15 protein-coding genes are annotated in these 16451 nt (G+C 63.2%); 8 read left to right on the forward strand and 7 right to left on the reverse strand.

Annotated elements, in window-relative coordinates; all coding sequences use genetic code 11:
* Window positions 1-52: 52 nt before the first annotated feature.
* Genes GGD63_RS03905 through GGD63_RS03915 form a run of 3 tightly spaced genes read left to right on the forward strand, consistent with a single transcriptional unit; the run spans window position 53 to window position 4569 of the window.
* Window positions 53-1186 (forward strand): efflux RND transporter periplasmic adaptor subunit, encoded by a 1134-nt coding sequence (locus GGD63_RS03905; RefSeq protein ID WP_183239555.1) that lies wholly within the window; start codon window positions 53-55, stop codon window positions 1184-1186.
* Entirely contained in the window at window positions 1187-4261 is a 3075-nt protein-coding gene (locus tag GGD63_RS03910) for an efflux RND transporter permease subunit (protein ID WP_183239556.1), read from the forward strand.
* Entirely contained in the window at window positions 4258-4569 is a 312-nt protein-coding gene (locus tag GGD63_RS03915; protein WP_183239557.1) for a DUF3240 family protein, read from the forward strand. Before GGD63_RS03910 ends, GGD63_RS03915 begins: the two co-directional genes overlap by 4 nt.
* Before the next feature lie 6 nt (window positions 4570-4575).
* Here GGD63_RS03915 and GGD63_RS03920 read toward each other — a convergent pair whose 3' ends face one another.
* Window positions 4576-5436, reverse strand: coding sequence for a TerC family protein (locus GGD63_RS03920; protein ID WP_183239558.1), 861 nt, complete (start codon window positions 5434-5436; stop codon window positions 4576-4578).
* A gap of 44 nt (window positions 5437-5480) precedes the next feature.
* Window positions 5481-5903: a nucleoside-diphosphate kinase gene (ndk, locus tag GGD63_RS03925; protein WP_018645406.1), complete on the reverse strand. Its 423-nt coding sequence runs from the start codon at window positions 5901-5903 to the stop codon at window positions 5481-5483.
* A 313-nt stretch (window positions 5904-6216) separates the two neighbouring features.
* Here ndk and GGD63_RS03930 point away from each other — a divergent pair, with 313 nt between their 5' ends.
* From GGD63_RS03930 to GGD63_RS03940, 3 genes are all read left to right on the forward strand, one after another.
* Window positions 6217-6468 (forward strand): hypothetical protein, encoded by a 252-nt coding sequence (locus GGD63_RS03930; protein WP_027576269.1) that lies wholly within the window; start codon window positions 6217-6219, stop codon window positions 6466-6468.
* Between the two features lie 224 nt (window positions 6469-6692).
* A complete protein-coding gene (locus tag GGD63_RS03935) occupies window positions 6693-6866 on the forward strand; it encodes a hypothetical protein (protein ID WP_183239559.1) in 174 nt (57 codons plus the stop codon).
* 107 nt (window positions 6867-6973) lie between these two features.
* Window positions 6974-8833 (forward strand): ABC-F family ATP-binding cassette domain-containing protein, encoded by a 1860-nt coding sequence (locus GGD63_RS03940; RefSeq protein ID WP_183239560.1) that lies wholly within the window; start codon window positions 6974-6976, stop codon window positions 8831-8833.
* An 82-nt stretch (window positions 8834-8915) separates the two neighbouring features.
* Here the strand turns inward: GGD63_RS03940 and GGD63_RS03945 are convergent, their stop codons facing one another.
* From GGD63_RS03945 to GGD63_RS03965, 5 genes are all read right to left on the reverse strand, one after another.
* Window positions 8916-9881, reverse strand: coding sequence for a tripartite tricarboxylate transporter substrate-binding protein (locus GGD63_RS03945; RefSeq protein WP_183239561.1), 966 nt, complete (start codon window positions 9879-9881; stop codon window positions 8916-8918).
* Window positions 9882-10067: 186 nt separating this feature from the next.
* Window positions 10068-10739, reverse strand: a complete 672-nt coding sequence (locus GGD63_RS03950; protein WP_183239562.1) for a 3'-5' exonuclease — start codon at window positions 10737-10739, stop codon at window positions 10068-10070.
* A 1-nt stretch (window position 10740) separates the two neighbouring features.
* Window positions 10741-12543: a putative nucleotidyltransferase substrate binding domain-containing protein gene (locus tag GGD63_RS03955; protein WP_183239563.1), complete on the reverse strand. Its 1803-nt coding sequence runs from the start codon at window positions 12541-12543 to the stop codon at window positions 10741-10743.
* A gap of 126 nt (window positions 12544-12669) precedes the next feature.
* Window positions 12670-14319, reverse strand: a complete 1650-nt coding sequence (locus GGD63_RS03960; RefSeq protein WP_183239700.1) for a cation acetate symporter — start codon at window positions 14317-14319, stop codon at window positions 12670-12672.
* Window positions 14320-14357: 38 nt separating this feature from the next.
* The gene (locus GGD63_RS03965; RefSeq protein ID WP_210315642.1) at window positions 14358-14702 is read right to left on the reverse strand and encodes a DUF485 domain-containing protein; all 345 of its coding nucleotides are present in this window, start codon (window positions 14700-14702) and stop codon (window positions 14358-14360) included.
* Between the two features lie 446 nt (window positions 14703-15148).
* Between GGD63_RS03965 and GGD63_RS40040 the strand changes: the two genes are divergently transcribed.
* Window positions 15149-15337, forward strand: a complete 189-nt coding sequence (locus GGD63_RS40040) for a DUF6471 domain-containing protein (protein WP_246785345.1) — start codon at window positions 15149-15151, stop codon at window positions 15335-15337.
* 14 nt (window positions 15338-15351) lie between these two features.
* Window positions 15352-16269, forward strand: coding sequence for a hypothetical protein (locus GGD63_RS03970; protein ID WP_183239564.1), 918 nt, complete (start codon window positions 15352-15354; stop codon window positions 16267-16269).
* The last annotated feature ends 182 nt before the right edge of the window (window positions 16270-16451 follow it).

Raw genomic sequence — 16451 nt, forward strand, 5'->3', positions numbered from 1 at the left:
CCGTGCTGGCGTAAGTGAGCCGCAAAACGCGGCATTTCGGACCATATCCACCATGCAATTCGACCATTGGATATTCCTTCCGAGCCTTGCTCGGAACGCGGGTAGCCGCGTTCTCCTTGCACTTGCGTTGAGCCTCTGGCCTTCGGCGCCGAAGGCACAGGATGAATTGAAGCTGAGCGATGTGCAGGCGCGGAATCTCGGCGTGCGCGTGACCCACCCGGTCGCGATCCGGACCGATCTGACGCTGCCCTATCCTGTCCAGATCGTGATCCCCACGCAGCAATTGTGGGTCGTCAGCGCGCCTGTCGCCGGCATGGTCGCCAATCTCCTCGTCGGGCGCGGTGACCGCGCCTCGGCCGGCCAGCCGCTGGTCACCCTGGAGAGTCCAAGTTTCGTCTCCCAGCAGCGCGACTACCTGCACGCGATCGCACAGGAGCTTCTCGCCAGCCAGCAGCTCAAGCGGAATATCGATCTGTTCGAGGGCAAGGCCGTGCCGCAGCGTGTGCTGGAGGCCAGCCAGGCCGAAGCGCGCCAGGCCGCTCTCGTGGTCGCCGAGCGGCGTCAGATGCTGCATCTGAGCGGGATGTCCGACGAAGCCATTTCTCGGCTAGCCCAGGAAGCGGCGATCAGCGCGACGCTTACGGTCAATGCGCCGCAAACCGCATCCGTCGTCGAGATCACGGTATCGCCAGGCCAACGGTTCGAACAATCCGCGCCGCTCGTCAAGCTGGCGCGGCTCTCACCGCTATGGGCGGAAGTCGCGGTTCCTGCGGCCAATATTCGAGCAATCCGCACCGGCGCGAAGGTCGAGATCGAGGGTTATTCCACCCCCGGCACGGTTGTGCTGGTCTCCGAGACCATCGACCCTGCCACCCAGACCGTTTTGGTTCGCGCGGAAATCCCCAACAACGGAGAGCTGCATCCCGGTCAAACTGCCGCTGCCCGCATCGGCTTTCTCTCAGCCGGCGAAGGCGCGTGGGAGATTCCCTACACCGGGCTGGTGCGGCGGGGCGAGCAGACTTCGGTGTTCGTTGCCATGGCCGGCGGCTTCCGGCTGGTTCCGGTCAAGCTCGTTGCGGAAGATCAGGACCATGTCGTGGTGTCCGGTCCCATCACAGACCAGGACCAGATCGCGATCGGCGGTATCTCGGCGCTTCGCGGCATTCTCTCCGGACTGGGGCAATAGATGCTCCGGCGCCTGGTTGCGTTCGCGTTGTCGCAGCGACCGTTCGTCATGCTGGCAGTGTTGCTGCTGATTGGCGCCGGAATCGTCCTCCTACCAAGCCTGCCGATCGACGCGTTTCCCGACGTCTCGCCGGTTCAGGTGAAGATCATCATGAAGGCGCCGGGCCTCACTCCCGAAGAAGTCGAGCAGCGCATCACGGTGCCCGTCGAGCTCGAACTGCTTGGATTGCCGAACAAGAAGGTGCTTCGTTCGACGACGAAATACGCGCTGGCCGACATCACCGTGGATTTCGAGGACGGCACCGACATCTACTGGGCGCGTAACCAGGTCTCGGAGCGGCTATCGAACATCGCGCGTGATTTCCCCGACGGGGTGAGCGGAGGTCTTGCGCCGATCACAAGCCCTCTGGGCGAGATGTTCATGTTCACGATCGACAGTCCCGAGCTTTCGCTCGCGGAGCGCCGGACTTTGCTAGATTGGGTGATCCGTCCCGCGCTGCGAACGGTCGCCGGCGTTGCGGACGTCAATGCACTCGGCGGTTACGTCCGCGCCTTCGAGATCGTGCCGCGTAATGATGCGCTCGCCGCGCGCGGCATTTCCTACGACCTGTTTCGCCGCGCCATCGAAGCCAACAGCCGCAATGACGGCGCCGGACGGGTGAACCAGGGCGAGGACAGCGCCTTGGTTCGGATCGAAGGCAGCATCCGGTCGATCGAAGACATCAAGGCCATCGTCGTCGACACCCGCGAGGGCGTGCCGATCCTGGTCAACGACGTCGCGAGCGTCAAAGTCGGAACGCTGACCCGGTATGGTGCAGTGACGTCGGACGGCCGCGGCGAAACCGTCGAGGGGCTCGTGCTCGGCTTGCGCGGCGCCAATGCGGGTCAGCTCGTCCGCGACGTGCGTGCCCGGCTTGCCGAGCTGCAATCTTCGCTGCCGAAGAGCGTTTCGATCAACGTGTTCTATGACCGCAGCCGCCTGGTCAACCGCGCCGTCGGCACCGTGGTGCGAGCGCTCGGCGAGGCCACCGTCCTCGTCATCGTTCTCCTGCTGCTCTTCCTGGGCAACTGGCGGGCCTCACTGGTGATTGCTCTCAGCCTGCCGCTCGCCATCGTCATCGCACTGATCGTCATGCGCGTGGTCGGGATGTCGGCGAACCTGATGAGCCTCGGCGGACTTGCGATCGCGATCGGCATGCTGATCGACGCACTGGTTGTCGTGGTCGAGAACATCGTCGGCAACCTGAGCAAGCACGAATCGAGTAAGGCGCTTCCGCTGATCCATCTGGTGTATCGTTCGGTTTGCGAAGTCCTGGAGCCGGTCGCCTCGGGCGTCCTCATCATCATCATCGTGTTTGTCCCCCTGCTGACGCTGCAGGGGTTGGAGGGGAAGCTGTTCATCCCGGTCGCGCTGGCCATCATTTTCGCGCTGGCCGGCTCACTGCTGCTGGCGCTCACCGTGGTCCCGGTCATGACCTCCTATGTGCTGAAGTCTGCGTCCCATCGCGATCCCCTGCTGGTTCGCGCGGCACAACGGGTCTACGCGCCTGCACTGGACTGGGCCCTGAACAACGAGCGCAAGGTGATGGCTGCGGCGCTGATCGGCCTGCTCGCGGCGGGCTTCGCCTACACGAAGCTCGGCAAGACATTCATGCCGACGATGGACGAAGGCGATGTCATCGTCAGCGTCGAGACGCTTCCGTCCGTCAACCTCGACGAGTCGCTTGCCATGAACGCGAGGCTCCAGTCTGCGCTTTTGGCCGTGCCTGATATCGCCGGCATCGTCGCACGGACCGGGTCGGACGAACTCGGCCTCGACCCCATGGGACCCAACCAGACCGACACATTCCTCGTGCTCAAGCCGGCCGCCGAGCGACAGACAGAGAATCGCGAGGCCCTGCTGCAGACCCTTCGCGAGGTCCTGGCCGGCTTTCCCGGTATTTCGCTCAGCTTCACCCAACCCATCGACATGCGCGTGCAGGAGATGATCAGCGGCGTTCGTGGCGACGTCGCCGTCAAGATTTTCGGTCCCGACATCGCCAAGCTGAACGAAACCGCCGCCAGGCTGTCAGCCATCCTCTCGGGCATCGACGGCGCCGAGGACGTCTACACCACCCTCAACGAAGGCGCGCAATATTACACGGTTGCCGTCAACCGGATGGAGGCCGGCCGTCTCGGCCTCACGGTGGATTCCATCGCCAACTCGCTCCGCACGCAGATCGAGGGCCGAACGATCGGGACCGCGCTCGAGGAAGGACGCCGCACACCCATTCTCGTCCGCGGCAGCAACACGACACGGGAGGCGCCGACGCTGCTGGCGAGCTTGCCGCTGACGCTCGCTTCCGGGCAGCACGTGGCGCTGTCGCAAGTCGCCCGAATCCAGCGCGTGGACGGCCCGGTGAAGATCGATCGCGAAGACGGCGCACGAATGAGCGTGGTGCGCGCCAACGTCCGGGGCCGCGACATGGTCGGCTTCGTCGAAGCGGCCCGCCAGAAGGTCATGGCCGGACTCGCGCTTCCCGAAGGCTACCGTCTGACTTGGGGCGGACAGTTCGAGAACCAGCAACGTGCCGCCACGCGCCTGTCCGTCGTGGTGCCCGTCGCGATCGGCCTGATCTTCGTGCTGCTCTTCACCACGTTCGGTGCCATCCGGCAGGCCTTGCTGGTGCTCGTTAACATTCCCTTTGCCCTGATCGGGGGCGTCTTCGCGCTGGTCGTGACGGGCGAGTATCTGTCGGTGCCGGCGTCGGTCGGATTCATCGCGCTGCTCGGAATCGCCGTCCTCAATGGCGTCGTTCTCGTCTCTTACTTCAATCAGCTTCGGGCCCATGGCCTGAGCGAGGATCCTATCGTCGTGGAAGGCGCCATGCGCAGGCTTCGGCCGGTGCTGATGACCGCGAGTATCACCGCACTTGGCTTGATCCCGCTGCTGTTCGCCTCGGGCCCCGGCTCCGAAGTTCAGCGCCCCCTCGCCGTCGTCGTGATCGGAGGGCTCGTGTCCTCCACCGTACTCACCCTGATTCTCCTGCCGATCCTGTATCGCCGCTATGGCGCATCACCGAAGGTGGCCAAATGACCGAGCAGCCGGTCTGTCTCACGCTGATCGTGCCGCGCCAGCTCCGCGACGAGGTGTTCGATTATCTCACCGGGCAGGCCGACCTGATTTCGGGATTCTCGGGATCGCACGGCACCGGTCACGGCGCCGACGTCCGATTGCACACCGCCGCCGAACGCGTGAAGGGTCATGCCGACCAGGCTATCGTGCAGGTTATCCTGGCGAGGAGCGATGCCAGCGGCTTGCTCGAAGGTCTGCGGGTCTCGTTCGCCGGAACCAGGCTCGTCTATTGGACGACGCCGGTTGCGGAATTCGGCAGGATCGATTGAACCAGCCTATTCCGCCGACGCCTTGGCGTGCTGCTCGGAGGATTCGAGCGCGGCCTGGCTCAGGCTGCGCCGGCGCCAGATGCTGCCGACGACCAGCACGACGACGACGCCGAGCGCTGCGCAGAAATATTCGCCACCTGCCCCGCCATGGGCGAATTGCGGCGGGATGCGGAACGTGCCGAGGATCGAATCCAAGGAGGCGCCGAGCGGGCCGTCGAACAGCGTGTGCAGCCTCGGCGCGATGCCGGGATCGGTCGCGATCACCTCGCCCGCGATCCAGCCGAGCAGCGCGGCACCGGCCCACACCAGCACCGGCAGCTTAGCGAGCAGCGCCATGATCAGGGCCGCGCCGGCGACGATCAGCGGCACGCTGATGGCAAGGCCGAGGATCAGCAGCGGCACGCTGCCATTGGCTGCAGCCGCGACCGCGATGACGTTGTCGAGACTCATGACGATGTCGGCGACGACGACGATCTGCACCGCCTGCCACAGATGCGAGGCGGACTCGACGTCGTCCTCGTCCTCGTTTTCCGGCACCAGCAGTTTGGCCGCGATCACGATCAGCGCGAGACCGCCGACGAGCTTGAGGTACGGCAGCTCCATCAGGCTCGCGACGATGCCGGTGAAGATGATCCGCAGGATCACCGCCGCGCCGGCACCGAAGATCATGCCCCACAGCCGGTGCCGCGGCTTCAGGCCGCGGCAGGCAAGCGCGATCACCAGCGCGTTGTCGCCGGACAAAAGGATGTTGATCCAGATGATCTTGCCGACCGCAATCCAGAAGGTCGGTTCGGCCATCTCATTGCGGAACTGGGTGAAGAATGCCCCGATCGTAGCGGGATCGAAGATCTGCCAGAGCCAGTTCACAATAAATCCTTTCGCCCCGTCGTCTTAACTTGCCGGCTGATCGATCAGCCGACGATCTCGTTGCCCGAGAAGAACTGCGCGATCTCGATCGCGGCGGTCTCCGGCGCATCCGAGCCGTGTGCGGAATTCTCGCCGATCGACTTTGCGTAGAGCTTGCGGATGGTGCCCTCCGCCGCCTTGGACGGATCGGTCGCACCCATGGCGTCGCGATACTTGGCGATGGCGTTCTCGGCTTCCAGGACCTGGACGACGACCGGGCCCGAGGTCATGAACTCGACGAGCTCGCCGAAGAACGGGCGGGCCTTGTGGACGGCATAGAAGGTCTCGGCCTGTTCCTTGGTCATGCGGATGCGCTTCTGCGCGACGATGCGCAGGCCCGCCTTTTCGATCACGGCGTTGACCGCACCGGTCAGGTTACGCGCGGTCGCATCGGGCTTGATGATCGAGAAAGTGCGTTCGATGGCCATAATCTTGTCCTTGGGAAGAAAGCGGTGGTTCGGAGTTGCGGGGCTTATATCGGCGCCTTTGCCGGACGGCAAGCGACCGCCAAAACCCCTCTCACGGGCGCTTCGCCGCAGGGCTGCCCAATGGGATTTAGGGATGGATTACCGAGATTTCACCCAGATGAACCGAATCTGAAGCCCCCATTCAGGGTTTGGTTCAGCCTCGCCGGCGTAAGGTCGGGTCTATCGAAACCAAAGCCTTTTCAACAGGCGGAACGTTTCGGCGGCCTTTCCATCGACGCGATAGCCCCGCGCCGGCAGTTCTGAGGAGATCACCATGTTGAGGAAACTTTCGCTTGCCGCCGTCGCCGCGGTCGCGCTGGGTGCCGCGCTGGCACCGACCTCGGCCTCCGCGCACTGGCATGGCGGCGGCTGGGGCTGGCACGGCGGCGGCTGGCACCACGGCTATGGCTGGGGTGGCCCGCGCTTCTATGCTCCCGTCTCCTACGGCTATGGCGGCTGCTATGTGCGCCGGCTGGTCCCGACCCCCTGGGGACCCCGCTGGCGGCTGATCAACCGCTGCTACTGAGCCCGACAGCACCTTTCCCAAGCACCTTCCAAAGGTACCTAAGCCCCCCAAGGTACCTCCTAGAGAGGCCCCGGTGATCCCCCCGCCGGGGCCTCATTTTTGGGCAGCCACGGCGAATTCATACAATTCTTGCTAGAGCGCCGGACATCCCCCAGGAATGGCGAAACCATTCGGGGGGTCAATGACTTGGTACCATGTCGTTACTCTGCAACATGGAACCCGTCATGAATGGCCGTCTCGCCAATGACAGCGAACAGATCGACCGGCGCACCAGCCGTGCGATCTGCGATGCCGTGGGCGAACGGCTCCAGCAGAGCCTGCGGCCCGAACCCCGCTTGCCGACGCATCTCGAGCAGCTTCTGGACGAGCTGAAGCGACGCGAGCGCGAGGCGCACTGAGCATGATCCGGAAAAGTGCAAAGCGGTTTTCCGGAAAGATCATACTCAAACAATAATCTGACGGAAAAACGAGTTGCGTTCGACGCGCCTTGCGGTGACAAGGCCGCATGCTCTCCATAACCGACCTCTCCATCCGCCTCGCCGGACGCCTTTTGATTGACCAGAGTTCCGTGCAGGTCACACCCGGATCGCGCGTCGGCCTGGTCGGGCGCAATGGCACCGGCAAGTCGACCCTGTTCAAGGTGATCCGGGGTGAGCTGGCGGCCGAGCACGGCACGGTGACGCTGCCGCCGCGCTGGCGCGTCGGCAGCCTGGCGCAGGAGGCCCCGAATGGCCCCGAAAGCCTGATCACGGTCGTGCTCAAGGCCGACCTCGAGCGCGACGCGCTGCTCGCGGAGGCCGAGCACGCGACCGATCCGCACCGGATCGCGGAGATCCAGACCCGGCTCGTCGACATCGACGCACACTCGGCGCCCGCACGCGCGGCTGCGATCCTCTCCGGCCTCGGCTTTTCCGCCGCCGATCAGCTCCGTCCCTGCGCCGAATTCTCCGGCGGCTGGCGCATGCGCGTCGCGCTCGCCGCGACGCTGTTTGCCGCCCCCGATCTGTTGCTGCTCGACGAGCCCACCAACTATCTCGACCTCGAAGGCACGCTGTGGCTGGAGGATCACCTCGCGCATTATCCGCGCACGGTGATCGTCATCAGCCACGACCGCGACCTCCTGGAAAGCTCGGTCGACCAGATCCTGCACCTGGAGCGCGGCAAGCTCACGCTCTACAAGGGCACCTACTCCTCCTTCGAGGAGCAGCGCGCCGCGCGCGAGCTGCTCGATGCCAAGGCGGTCAAGCGCCAGGAGGCCGAGCGCGCCCGCCTGCAGGCCTTCGTCGACCGTTTCAAGGCCAAGGCCTCGAAGGCCCGCCAGGCGCAATCGCGCGTGAAGATGCTGGAGCGGCTGAAGCCGATCACGGCGCTGGTCACCGAGGACGTGCGCGAGATCAGCTTCCCCGCGCCGGAGAAGATCCTGTCGCCGCCGATCATCGCCGTCGACAACGCCTCGGTCGGCTACGATCCGGCGAGCCCCGTGCTTAGCCGCGTCACCTTGCGCATCGACAATGACGACCGCATCGCGCTGCTGGGGGCCAACGGCAACGGCAAGTCGACGCTGGTCAAGCTGCTCGCCGGGCGCCTGGCGCCCTTCTCGGGCAAGGTGACGCGCGCCGACAAGCTGTCGATCGCCTATTTCGCGCAGCACCAGCTCGACGAATTGAACGAGGACGCCTCCGCCTACGACCACGTCCGCAAGCTGATGGGCGATGCGCCCGAAGCAAAAGTGCGGGCGCGCGCCGGCGCGATCGGCTTCTCCGGCAAGGCCGCCGACACCAAGGCCGGCAAATTGTCCGGCGGCGAGAAGGCGCGGCTGCTCCTGGGCCTTGCGACCTTCTTCGGCCCCAACATGATCATCCTGGACGAGCCCACCAACCATCTCGACATCGACAGCCGCGGCGCGCTCGCGGAGGCCATCAACGAATTCCCCGGCGCGGTGATCATGGTCTCGCACGACCGCTATCTGATCGAGGCCTGCGCCGACCGGCTCTGGATCGTCGCCGACCGCACCGTCACCAATTACGACGGCGACCTCGACGAATACCGCCGCCTGGTGCTGTCGGCGCGCAACGCGGAAGCGCCGCGCGAGCGCAGTGCGCCGAGCGAAAAGCCGCAGCGCCCGAAGTCGGACAATCGCGGCTCGCTGAAGAAGCGCATTGCGGAAGCCGAGAGCGAGATCGCCCGCGTCAGCGAGATCATCGCCAAGATCGACACGGCGCTGGCCCTGCCCGACATCTTTACGCGCGATCCCAAGCAGGCCGCGCAACTGTCGAAAGCGCGCGCCAATGCCGCCGACGCGCTGGCGCGCGCGGAGGAGCAATGGCTCGAGGCAAGCGCGCAGTTCGACGAGGCGGCGGGGTAGATTCAAAACCTCGAAACAACCCCATGCACAGTACAGGTAATAAATCACCTAGCCGCAAGTTACTGAATGGCATGATCTTTATTCAATCCGCATATTGCCCTGCCGCCTTGATGATCGGCGCCCAGCGATCGACCTCGCTGGTCAGCATCGCAGCCAGCGCCTCCGGCGTCGCCTTGTCCTGCGGGACCGGCTCGGTGTTGATGTCGTTGAACCGGGCGATCAATGTAGGATCCCTCAGCGCGGCCTGAAGCGCCGCCGTCAGCTTCTGAACGACCGCGGGCGGCGTGCCCTTGGGAGCATAGAGGCCGTGCCAGACGCCGAGCTCGAAACCCTTGAGGCCGGCCTCGTCAGCGGTCGGCAGATCAGGCAGGCTCTTCAGCCGCTCCTTGGTGGTGATCGCATAGGCCTTGACCTGCTTGGCCGTGATCGGGCCGGTCGTGTTCGTCGCCTGGTCGCAGGTGAGATCGATCTGCTTGCCGAGCAGATCGTTCATGATCGGACCGTTGCCCTTGTAGGGCACGGTGGTGAGCTGCTTCTGGATCGCCGTCATGAACAGCATGCCGCAGAGATGCGATGCCGCCCCTAACCCGGCATTGGCGTAAGTCAGCTTGTCACCCTGCTGCTGGGCGTAGGCGACCAGTTCCTTGAGCGTATCGGCCGGGAAATCCGGACGCGCGATGATGGTCATCGGCGCATTGGTCACAAGCCCGATCGGCGCAAAGGCCGTCTTCGTGTCGTAGCTCAGATTGCGGTACAGCGTGGCTGCGGTCGAAATGCCGACGTGATGGACCAGCAGCGTGTAGCCGTCCGGCTGGGCACGCGCGGCGCGGGTGGTGCCGATCGTGCCGCCGGCGCCGGTCGCGTTCTCGACGATGATCTGCTGGCCGAGCGATTTCCCCATGGCCGCCGCGGTCAGGCGCGCGATGGTATCCGTCGGTCCGCCCGCGGCGTACGGCACCAGCACGGTGATGGGCCGCGACGGATAGTCCTGGGCAACCGCCGAGCCGAGCGACAAGAACAGAGCCGATACGATCGTGACAAAACGCATGTTCCCTCCAGATTCCTTTATCGCGCCATAAAAGCGCATCCCGGGCCGCACGGCCATCAGGAAAGCGATTTCAGCAAAAGTGTCGCAATCACGATCATGATCGCGCCGCCCACGCGTGTCGCGATTTGCGCGAACGCCAGCGGCGGTCTCTGAGCTGCAGGCCCGCGACATGCTCTCTGGCACCGGTCATGCCCCGGTCGGATTGAAGACCGGGCTGGTCCGTTGGCGCGGGATGCGCACGCCGCGCGCGGTCAGGTCGCGCAACTGCACGAACATCATCGCAGTCATCAATGCGTCGTTGAAGGCATCATGCTGTCCGAGAGCCGGAATGCAGAGGTCGCGGAGCATTGCGGCGAATGACAGATCGACCGAGGTGTTTGGCGGCGCGTCTCCGTATTTGCGGTCGTAGTAAAGTCGCGACACTTCGATGCGTTCGTTGGGCAGCTCAATTCCCACCAGCGGCAGGATGTACTTGTTCAGCATGGCGATGTCGAAATCGACATAGTAGCCGATCAACGGGCGCGGCCCGATGAAGTGCAGAAAGCCCGGCAATACCTTCCAGACGATCGGCGCAGCTTCGACGTCGGACCGGCGCAAGTGGTGAATTCTGATCGCCTCCGCTCCGAGCTCCCTGTCGGGATGGATGATGGCTTCGAAACGCGCGCTGGTCAAAATCCGATTGCCGCGAATCTTGATGGCCGCAATGGCGACAACATCGTCCGTTCGCACGTTCAGACCGGTGGTCTCGCAGTCGATGACCACAAACTCGTCGTCAGGCGCGCGGCCGAACATAAAGCGATAGGACTGATCACTCAGGGTTGCCTGGTGCAACAGTCGCTTGATCGCGCGAGGCAGCATTCTAGAACATGCCCAGCTTGAAATGATGACCGACGATCTCGCGAAACTTCTTCACCACCTGAAGTGCATCGCGCAACAGATGGCGTTCCATGCTGGACAGGTGCGCCGGTCGCACCAGGGTCCCCGATGCGCCGGCGGACGCGGCCAGCTGCCCGTCGAGCCGAAGCATCAGCAGGAAGCGGAAGGCCTGTTTCAGGTCGCGTCCGAAGTCCGCCTGCAGCACGCCGAGCTCACATAGCCGGGAGATGCGCTTGTCGGTGGAGGTCTCGCGCAGCCCCTGCTCGAGCGCCAGGCTGCGAACCCCGTGCACGATCGGAAAGATGCCGCCTTTCTTGAGGTCAAGCGCGTCGCCCGTGCCCTCGGACGTGATCAAATTGTTGAAGAGGCCGATCGGCGTCTCGAACGCGTCAACCGCGCGGGCAAAGTGGGCCATGAACGCCTGCTCGCCCCGGGTCATATCGATCAGCGCCGTCTTGGCGTCATCCAGGAGTTGCTGATCGCCCGCGATCGCCTGGGCATCGTAGATGATGGCCACATTCATGTGCCCGGCCTGGTTGGGAAGCACGATCCAGCGGCGCAGATCTGCGAGATATTCAGAGAGCGGCCTGGACCATGCCGGATTGCGCACCATGATATCGCCAGGACAAGGCGGAAAGCCGAAGCTCTCGAGAGCGACGAAGAACTCGTGACGGAACGCCTCGAGGATTTCACCCTGCACCGGACCGGCCAGGATAAGGCCGTTGTCCTGGTCGGTGCGTACGGTCTGCTCTCCCCGTCCCTCGCTCCCCATCACGATCAGACAGCCGCCGGCGCGCAGCTCGGCCGGCGCGATCATGTCGAACAACCGGGCCAGGAGGCGGCGGTTGAGATCGGAGACGATCTCCGCAATGACCTCCACCTTGACGCCTTGCCGCCGCAGCACGCGCGTTTGCGTCTCGATCTCGCGCGCTGCGGTGGCAAGGTCCTGCCGGCTCGAGGCGCGATCGATGCGGCCGGCAGTGACTTGCGCGCTTCCCGCCAGGAAACCCAGCAGATCGATCTCCTCCAGAATTCCGACGAATTCCTCGTCCTCGCGCACGACAAGCCGCCGCTTGTTGTGCTTCGTCATCAGCAGGAGAGCCGAGGATACGAAATCGTCACGTCGCAGGGACACGATGTCGTAATTCGCCAGCGTGCCCACCGGCGTCTCGATCGACTGGCGCCCCAGCACCACCGCCTTGGACAGGTTCATGCCTGTCACGATGCCGATCCGCTCGCCGTCCCGGACGAACAGCGCATTGCTGTTGATCTCGCGCATCAGGTGACCTGCGGCCTCGATCGTGTCGCTGGCCGCCAGAAACACCGGCGGATGCAGGAACAATTCGCCGACCTTGGCGTGCATCAACGAGCCGTAGCGTCGCGCCTCCTCGTCGTTGGCGAGCTCGTCCAGCTTCTGGGATATCTCGCGGTAGAAGAATGCGGCAAAGCGCGGATTTGCCTTGATCAGATCGAGCGCGACCTTCCTGGGGATCACATAGCAGAGCGTCTCGTCGCGGGCGAAGAACTGGTGGCCGCTATGATCGTGAACGAGCGCGCGACTGTCGAACGTGTCCTTGGGACCGAGCAATGCGAGCAGATCGACCTCGCTCCGCTCCTCGACGATGCCCTTGATCACGACATAGAGCGCCTCCGCCGGAGCGTCCCGCCTGATGATCGCTTCGCCCGGGCTGAAGTAGGCGATGTCGAGCGCGGCCCGCAACGTCTCGGCCTCGTTCGGCGTCAGACGATCGAATGGCGGGTTGCTGATATCGAACGCCTTGGGCATTTCGACCTTTCGAAGATGCGGGCGACCTCAGGACCCGACGATTGGCCATCGAACGCGTCGCACCGGCGGGGCCAACTGGCCCGGCCGGTGCCGAAGCGATGTCCTAGCCCCTCGTTCAGTGAGCCTTCAGTGGGCCGTGGCCGAAGCAGCTCCGATGCCGGTCTGAGATCGGACATATTGCGCATCGAAGCCATCGCGATCGACCGCGGCACGCTTGCTGCTATCCAGCATCGAGACCAGCCAGATCCCCGCAAAGGCGATGGCCATCGAGAACAGCGCCGGATTGTCCAGCTTGATCGGAGCTGAGCCCTTGGCGAAGCCAAGCGTCACCTCCCAGACCGCCGGCGAGAGCACCACGCCGACGACCGCGCTGACCAGACCGAGGAAGCCGCCGACCACGGCGCCCCGCGTCGTCAGGCCCTTCCAGAAGATCGACATCACCAGCACCGGGAAATTGCAGGAGGCCGCGATGGCGAAGGCAAGGCCGACCATGAAGGCAACGTTCTGGTTCTCGAACACGATGCCGAGGAAGATCGCAAGCACGCCGAGCACCAGGGTCGCGATCTTCGACACGCGGATCTCGTCCTGCTCATTCGCGTTGCCGCCCTTGATCACCATGCCGTAGAGATCGTGGCTGATGGACGATGCCCCGGCCAGAGCGAGCCCCGAGACGACGGCAAGGATCGTGGCGAAGGCAACGGCCGAAATGAAGCCAAGGAACATGTTGCCGCCCACGGCGTTCGCGAGGTGAATCGCCGCCATGTTGGAGCCGCCCTTGATCGCCGCGATTCCGCTCTTGGTCTTCTCGAGGATGCTGCCGTCCAGGAACATCGCGTCGGTCGAAACCAGCGTGATCGCGCCAAAGCCGATGATGAAGGTCAGGATATAGAAGTAGCCAATGAAACCGGTGGCGTAGAACACCGATTTGCGGGCGGCCTGGGCGTCCTTCACGGTGAAGAAGCGCATCAGGATGTGAGGCAGGCCGGCCGTTCCGAACATCAGCGCCAAGCCGAGCGAGATGGCCGAGAGCGGGTTGGAGATCAGGGTGCCGGGCTCCATGATCGCGAGCTTCTTCGGATGCACCTCGGTCGCCTTGGTGAACAGGGCTTCCGGGCTGAATCCGAACTTGTAGAGGACGGCTCCGGCCATGAACGTCGCTCCCGAGAGCAGCAGCACCGCCTTGATGATCTGCACCCACGTCGTCGCTTTCATTCCACCGAACGTCACGTAGATCATCATCAGACCGCCGACCAGGACGACTGCGATCCAGTAATCGAGGCCGAACAACAGCTGGATCAGCTTGCCGGCTCCGACCATCTGCGCGATGAGATAGAATGCAACGGTCACCAGCGAGCCGCACGCCGCCAGGATACGGATCTCGGTCTGCCCGAGACGAAACGAGGTGACGTCGGCAAAGGTGAACTTTCCGAGGTTGCGCAACTGCTCGGCGATCAGGAAGGTGACGATCGGCCATCCCACGAGCCAGCCGACCGAGTAGATCAAGCCGTCGTAGCCCGAGGTATAGACAAGACCCGAGATGCCGAGGAACGACGCCGCCGACATGTAGTCGCCTGCAATCGCAAGCCCGTTCTGGAAGCCCGTGATTCCGCCGCCGGCCGAGTAGAAATCCGCAGCCGACGCGGTCCGTTTGGCGGCCCAATAGGTGATGACGAGCGTCAGGCCGACAAACCCGACGAACATGCCGATCGCCGACCAGTTGGTCGCCTGCTTCGCGCCGCCCTCGACGGCGCCGGCGGCGAGCGCGATGGTGGGCATACTTGCGAGCAGAATTGCCGATAGCCAGGCGAATTTCTTCACGAGCGGTTCTCCTCGACAATTTTGCGGATGAGTACATCGTAGCTGGAATTCGCCCGACGGACGTAGATGCCCGTCAGCACAAAGGCGAGCACGATGACGGACAGTCCGATCGGAATACCGATCGTCGTCACGCCGCTGCCCAGCGGTATTCCCAGAAACTTGGGAGCGTAGGCGACCAGCAGGATGAAGCCGAAATAGATGACAAGCATAATCGCCGACAGCAGCCAGCCCAGCGACGAGCGCCGGCGCACGAGCTCCTGGTAATTCGGATCGCGTTCAATCTTTGCGAGGTTGCTCACGTCAATGATCCCCTGGATGATCCTCTGAAAATTTCTTGCCATGCTGGCAGCCCCTTCTTTCGGGGTGCTGTCATAGCCTGCACTGGCGGCCGGCCGGGCTCCATGATCCAGATCAAGCGCGGTCGATGCCGTTGCGATGTGTGCAGGCCGGCCCGGCCGTCCGCCGCGCATCTGTCGAACAAGCTTGAAGCCGACCGGATCGATCACCTGGGCGAACATGATGGAAATGCCAACGAAATGGCCCGTGACGCTTCTGCGCATTTGGGGTTAGGTTGGACGGAGTTTGCGTCAGCGCATCGCGGATGATCCGGCTCCACGGTCGAGACCGATCGGCATTTTCTGCGCAAGCGATTTCCAACTTAAGCGATATGCAACAAAGCGTCCGCCGAGCGCGGATGTCTAGCGTTTTGCAACGCTCTGGGCAGAGCTGGGCATCCGCGATGTCGAAACCCGCGAGCTTGTCGTCGAGCGGACATTCGCGAATTTCGATGACTATTGCGGTACTATGGCGCAAACGCCAATGCCAAGCGCTGGCGAAGCGGCTCAAGAAGCAAGGGCTGAAGGAAACCGAGGCTTCGGTCACGAATAAACTGGCTAGGGGCACGTTCCCGGCCACATTCTTCCTTGTGTGTATTGCAGCCTTAGAACTCGACGGGGTAGCATTGGAGGAAATTTAAACTCGGGGTTGGGGATGTTGAGGGTTCTGCTGGTAGCCGGGTTGCTGGCATTGAGTTCGGCCGCCCATTCAAAAGAGAGCAGCCCAAGGGAAGCCGAAAACAAAGCTGAAGCTTCCCAAAGCGAACAAGCCAAAGGCGATACCCTTCAGCAAGCGCCCGCGCCATTTCCGTTTTGGATGACGCAGCGGCCCGTCTCCCCGACCATAAATGTATATACCGCCAAACATGCTGGCGAGGAACGTCATTGCGCCGAGCCCAAAGTCTGGAAGGAATGGGGCTCGTTTGCGGTGTGCCGTTCGTGGGAATGGATCGATGCTGAACGCATCATTGCCATTTGGACGGTAATTCTGGGTATAGCGACCTGTGCTTTGGGAATCGCCACTTGGAGACTTTGGCGATCCACGGAGCAACTCGTGAGAGGTGCGGAAGATACCTCCGAACGGCAATTGCGCGCGTATCTATCGGCTAGTCCTTTCTGGATTTTCAAGTTCGACAAGAACACTCCAATAGCCGTCAAATTCAAGATTGCTAATCACGGGGCCACCCCGGCTCACGACATGAGTAGCATCTCCACAGTTCATGTATGGCCATATCCCCTTCCAGGTGATTGGCCCATTGAGCCGCCGCCTCCAGTTGGCGAGACGTGGTCTAAATCGACCGTCTATAGCGACACCCCAGCAATCGGACAGGCAACTATGGGAAGGGCGCTCAGTCTGGAAGAAATTCGAGACCTGGTCCAAGATGGCGCCACCAAGCGAGTATACGTGCTCGGAGTCGTCAGGTATTACGATATTTTCAAAAAGAAAATTAGAACCACAAGGTTCTGCCGATCCGTCACCCCTCATTTCTTGGGTAAAGCCGCGCGAGGAGAGACTTTCGAAAACCAAGATGGGGTTTTCGAGATGACACCCCGACATAACGATTCCGATTAACGCGGCCACCGCCGCCCGGCCGATCATCTCCAGACCCCGGTGGCGTTTGCGCCATAATACCGGACTATTGGCTGTCCATGGTCGTGAGCAGTCCGACCGGCGTCGTGGGAAAGCTGTCGGATGCAGAGAGCGCCGAGCTGAACGCCGGCCGCAAGACAGACTTCCGGCAAGCGCGACGGGAG

Origin of the sequence: Bradyrhizobium sp. cir1 (assembly GCF_014198245.1) — a bacterium.
Lineage (GTDB): Bacteria > Pseudomonadota > Alphaproteobacteria > Rhizobiales > Xanthobacteraceae > Bradyrhizobium.

What these genes read in the sequence shown, in the direction of transcription:
- GGD63_RS03905 (WP_183239555.1), top strand. Translation starts at nt 53, where the DNA reads ATGCAATTCGACCATTGGATATTCCTTCCGAGCCTTGCTCGGAACGCG.
- GGD63_RS03910 (WP_183239556.1), top strand. Translation starts at nt 1,187, where the DNA reads ATGCTCCGGCGCCTGGTTGCGTTCGCGTTGTCGCAGCGACCGTTCGTC.
- GGD63_RS03915 (WP_183239557.1), top strand. Translation starts at nt 4,258, where the DNA reads ATGACCGAGCAGCCGGTCTGTCTCACGCTGATCGTGCCGCGCCAGCTC.
- ndk (WP_018645406.1), bottom strand. Translation starts at nt 5,903, where the DNA reads ATGGCCATCGAACGCACTTTCTCGATCATCAAGCCCGATGCGACCGCG.
- GGD63_RS03930 (WP_027576269.1), top strand. Translation starts at nt 6,217, where the DNA reads ATGTTGAGGAAACTTTCGCTTGCCGCCGTCGCCGCGGTCGCGCTGGGT.
- GGD63_RS03935 (WP_183239559.1), top strand. Translation starts at nt 6,693, where the DNA reads ATGAATGGCCGTCTCGCCAATGACAGCGAACAGATCGACCGGCGCACC.
- GGD63_RS03940 (WP_183239560.1), top strand. Translation starts at nt 6,974, where the DNA reads ATGCTCTCCATAACCGACCTCTCCATCCGCCTCGCCGGACGCCTTTTG.
- GGD63_RS03945 (WP_183239561.1), bottom strand. Translation starts at nt 9,881, where the DNA reads ATGCGTTTTGTCACGATCGTATCGGCTCTGTTCTTGTCGCTCGGCTCG.
- GGD63_RS03950 (WP_183239562.1), bottom strand. Translation starts at nt 10,739, where the DNA reads ATGCTGCCTCGCGCGATCAAGCGACTGTTGCACCAGGCAACCCTGAGT.
- GGD63_RS03955 (WP_183239563.1), bottom strand. Translation starts at nt 12,543, where the DNA reads ATGCCCAAGGCGTTCGATATCAGCAACCCGCCATTCGATCGTCTGACG.
- GGD63_RS03960 (WP_183239700.1), bottom strand. Translation starts at nt 14,319, where the DNA reads ATGCCCACCATCGCGCTCGCCGCCGGCGCCGTCGAGGGCGGCGCGAAG.
- GGD63_RS03965 (WP_210315642.1), bottom strand. Translation starts at nt 14,702, where the DNA reads ATGGCAAGAAATTTTCAGAGGATCATCCAGGGGATCATTGACGTGAGC.
- GGD63_RS40040 (WP_246785345.1), top strand. Translation starts at nt 15,149, where the DNA reads ATGACTATTGCGGTACTATGGCGCAAACGCCAATGCCAAGCGCTGGCG.
- GGD63_RS03970 (WP_183239564.1), top strand. Translation starts at nt 15,352, where the DNA reads ATGTTGAGGGTTCTGCTGGTAGCCGGGTTGCTGGCATTGAGTTCGGCC.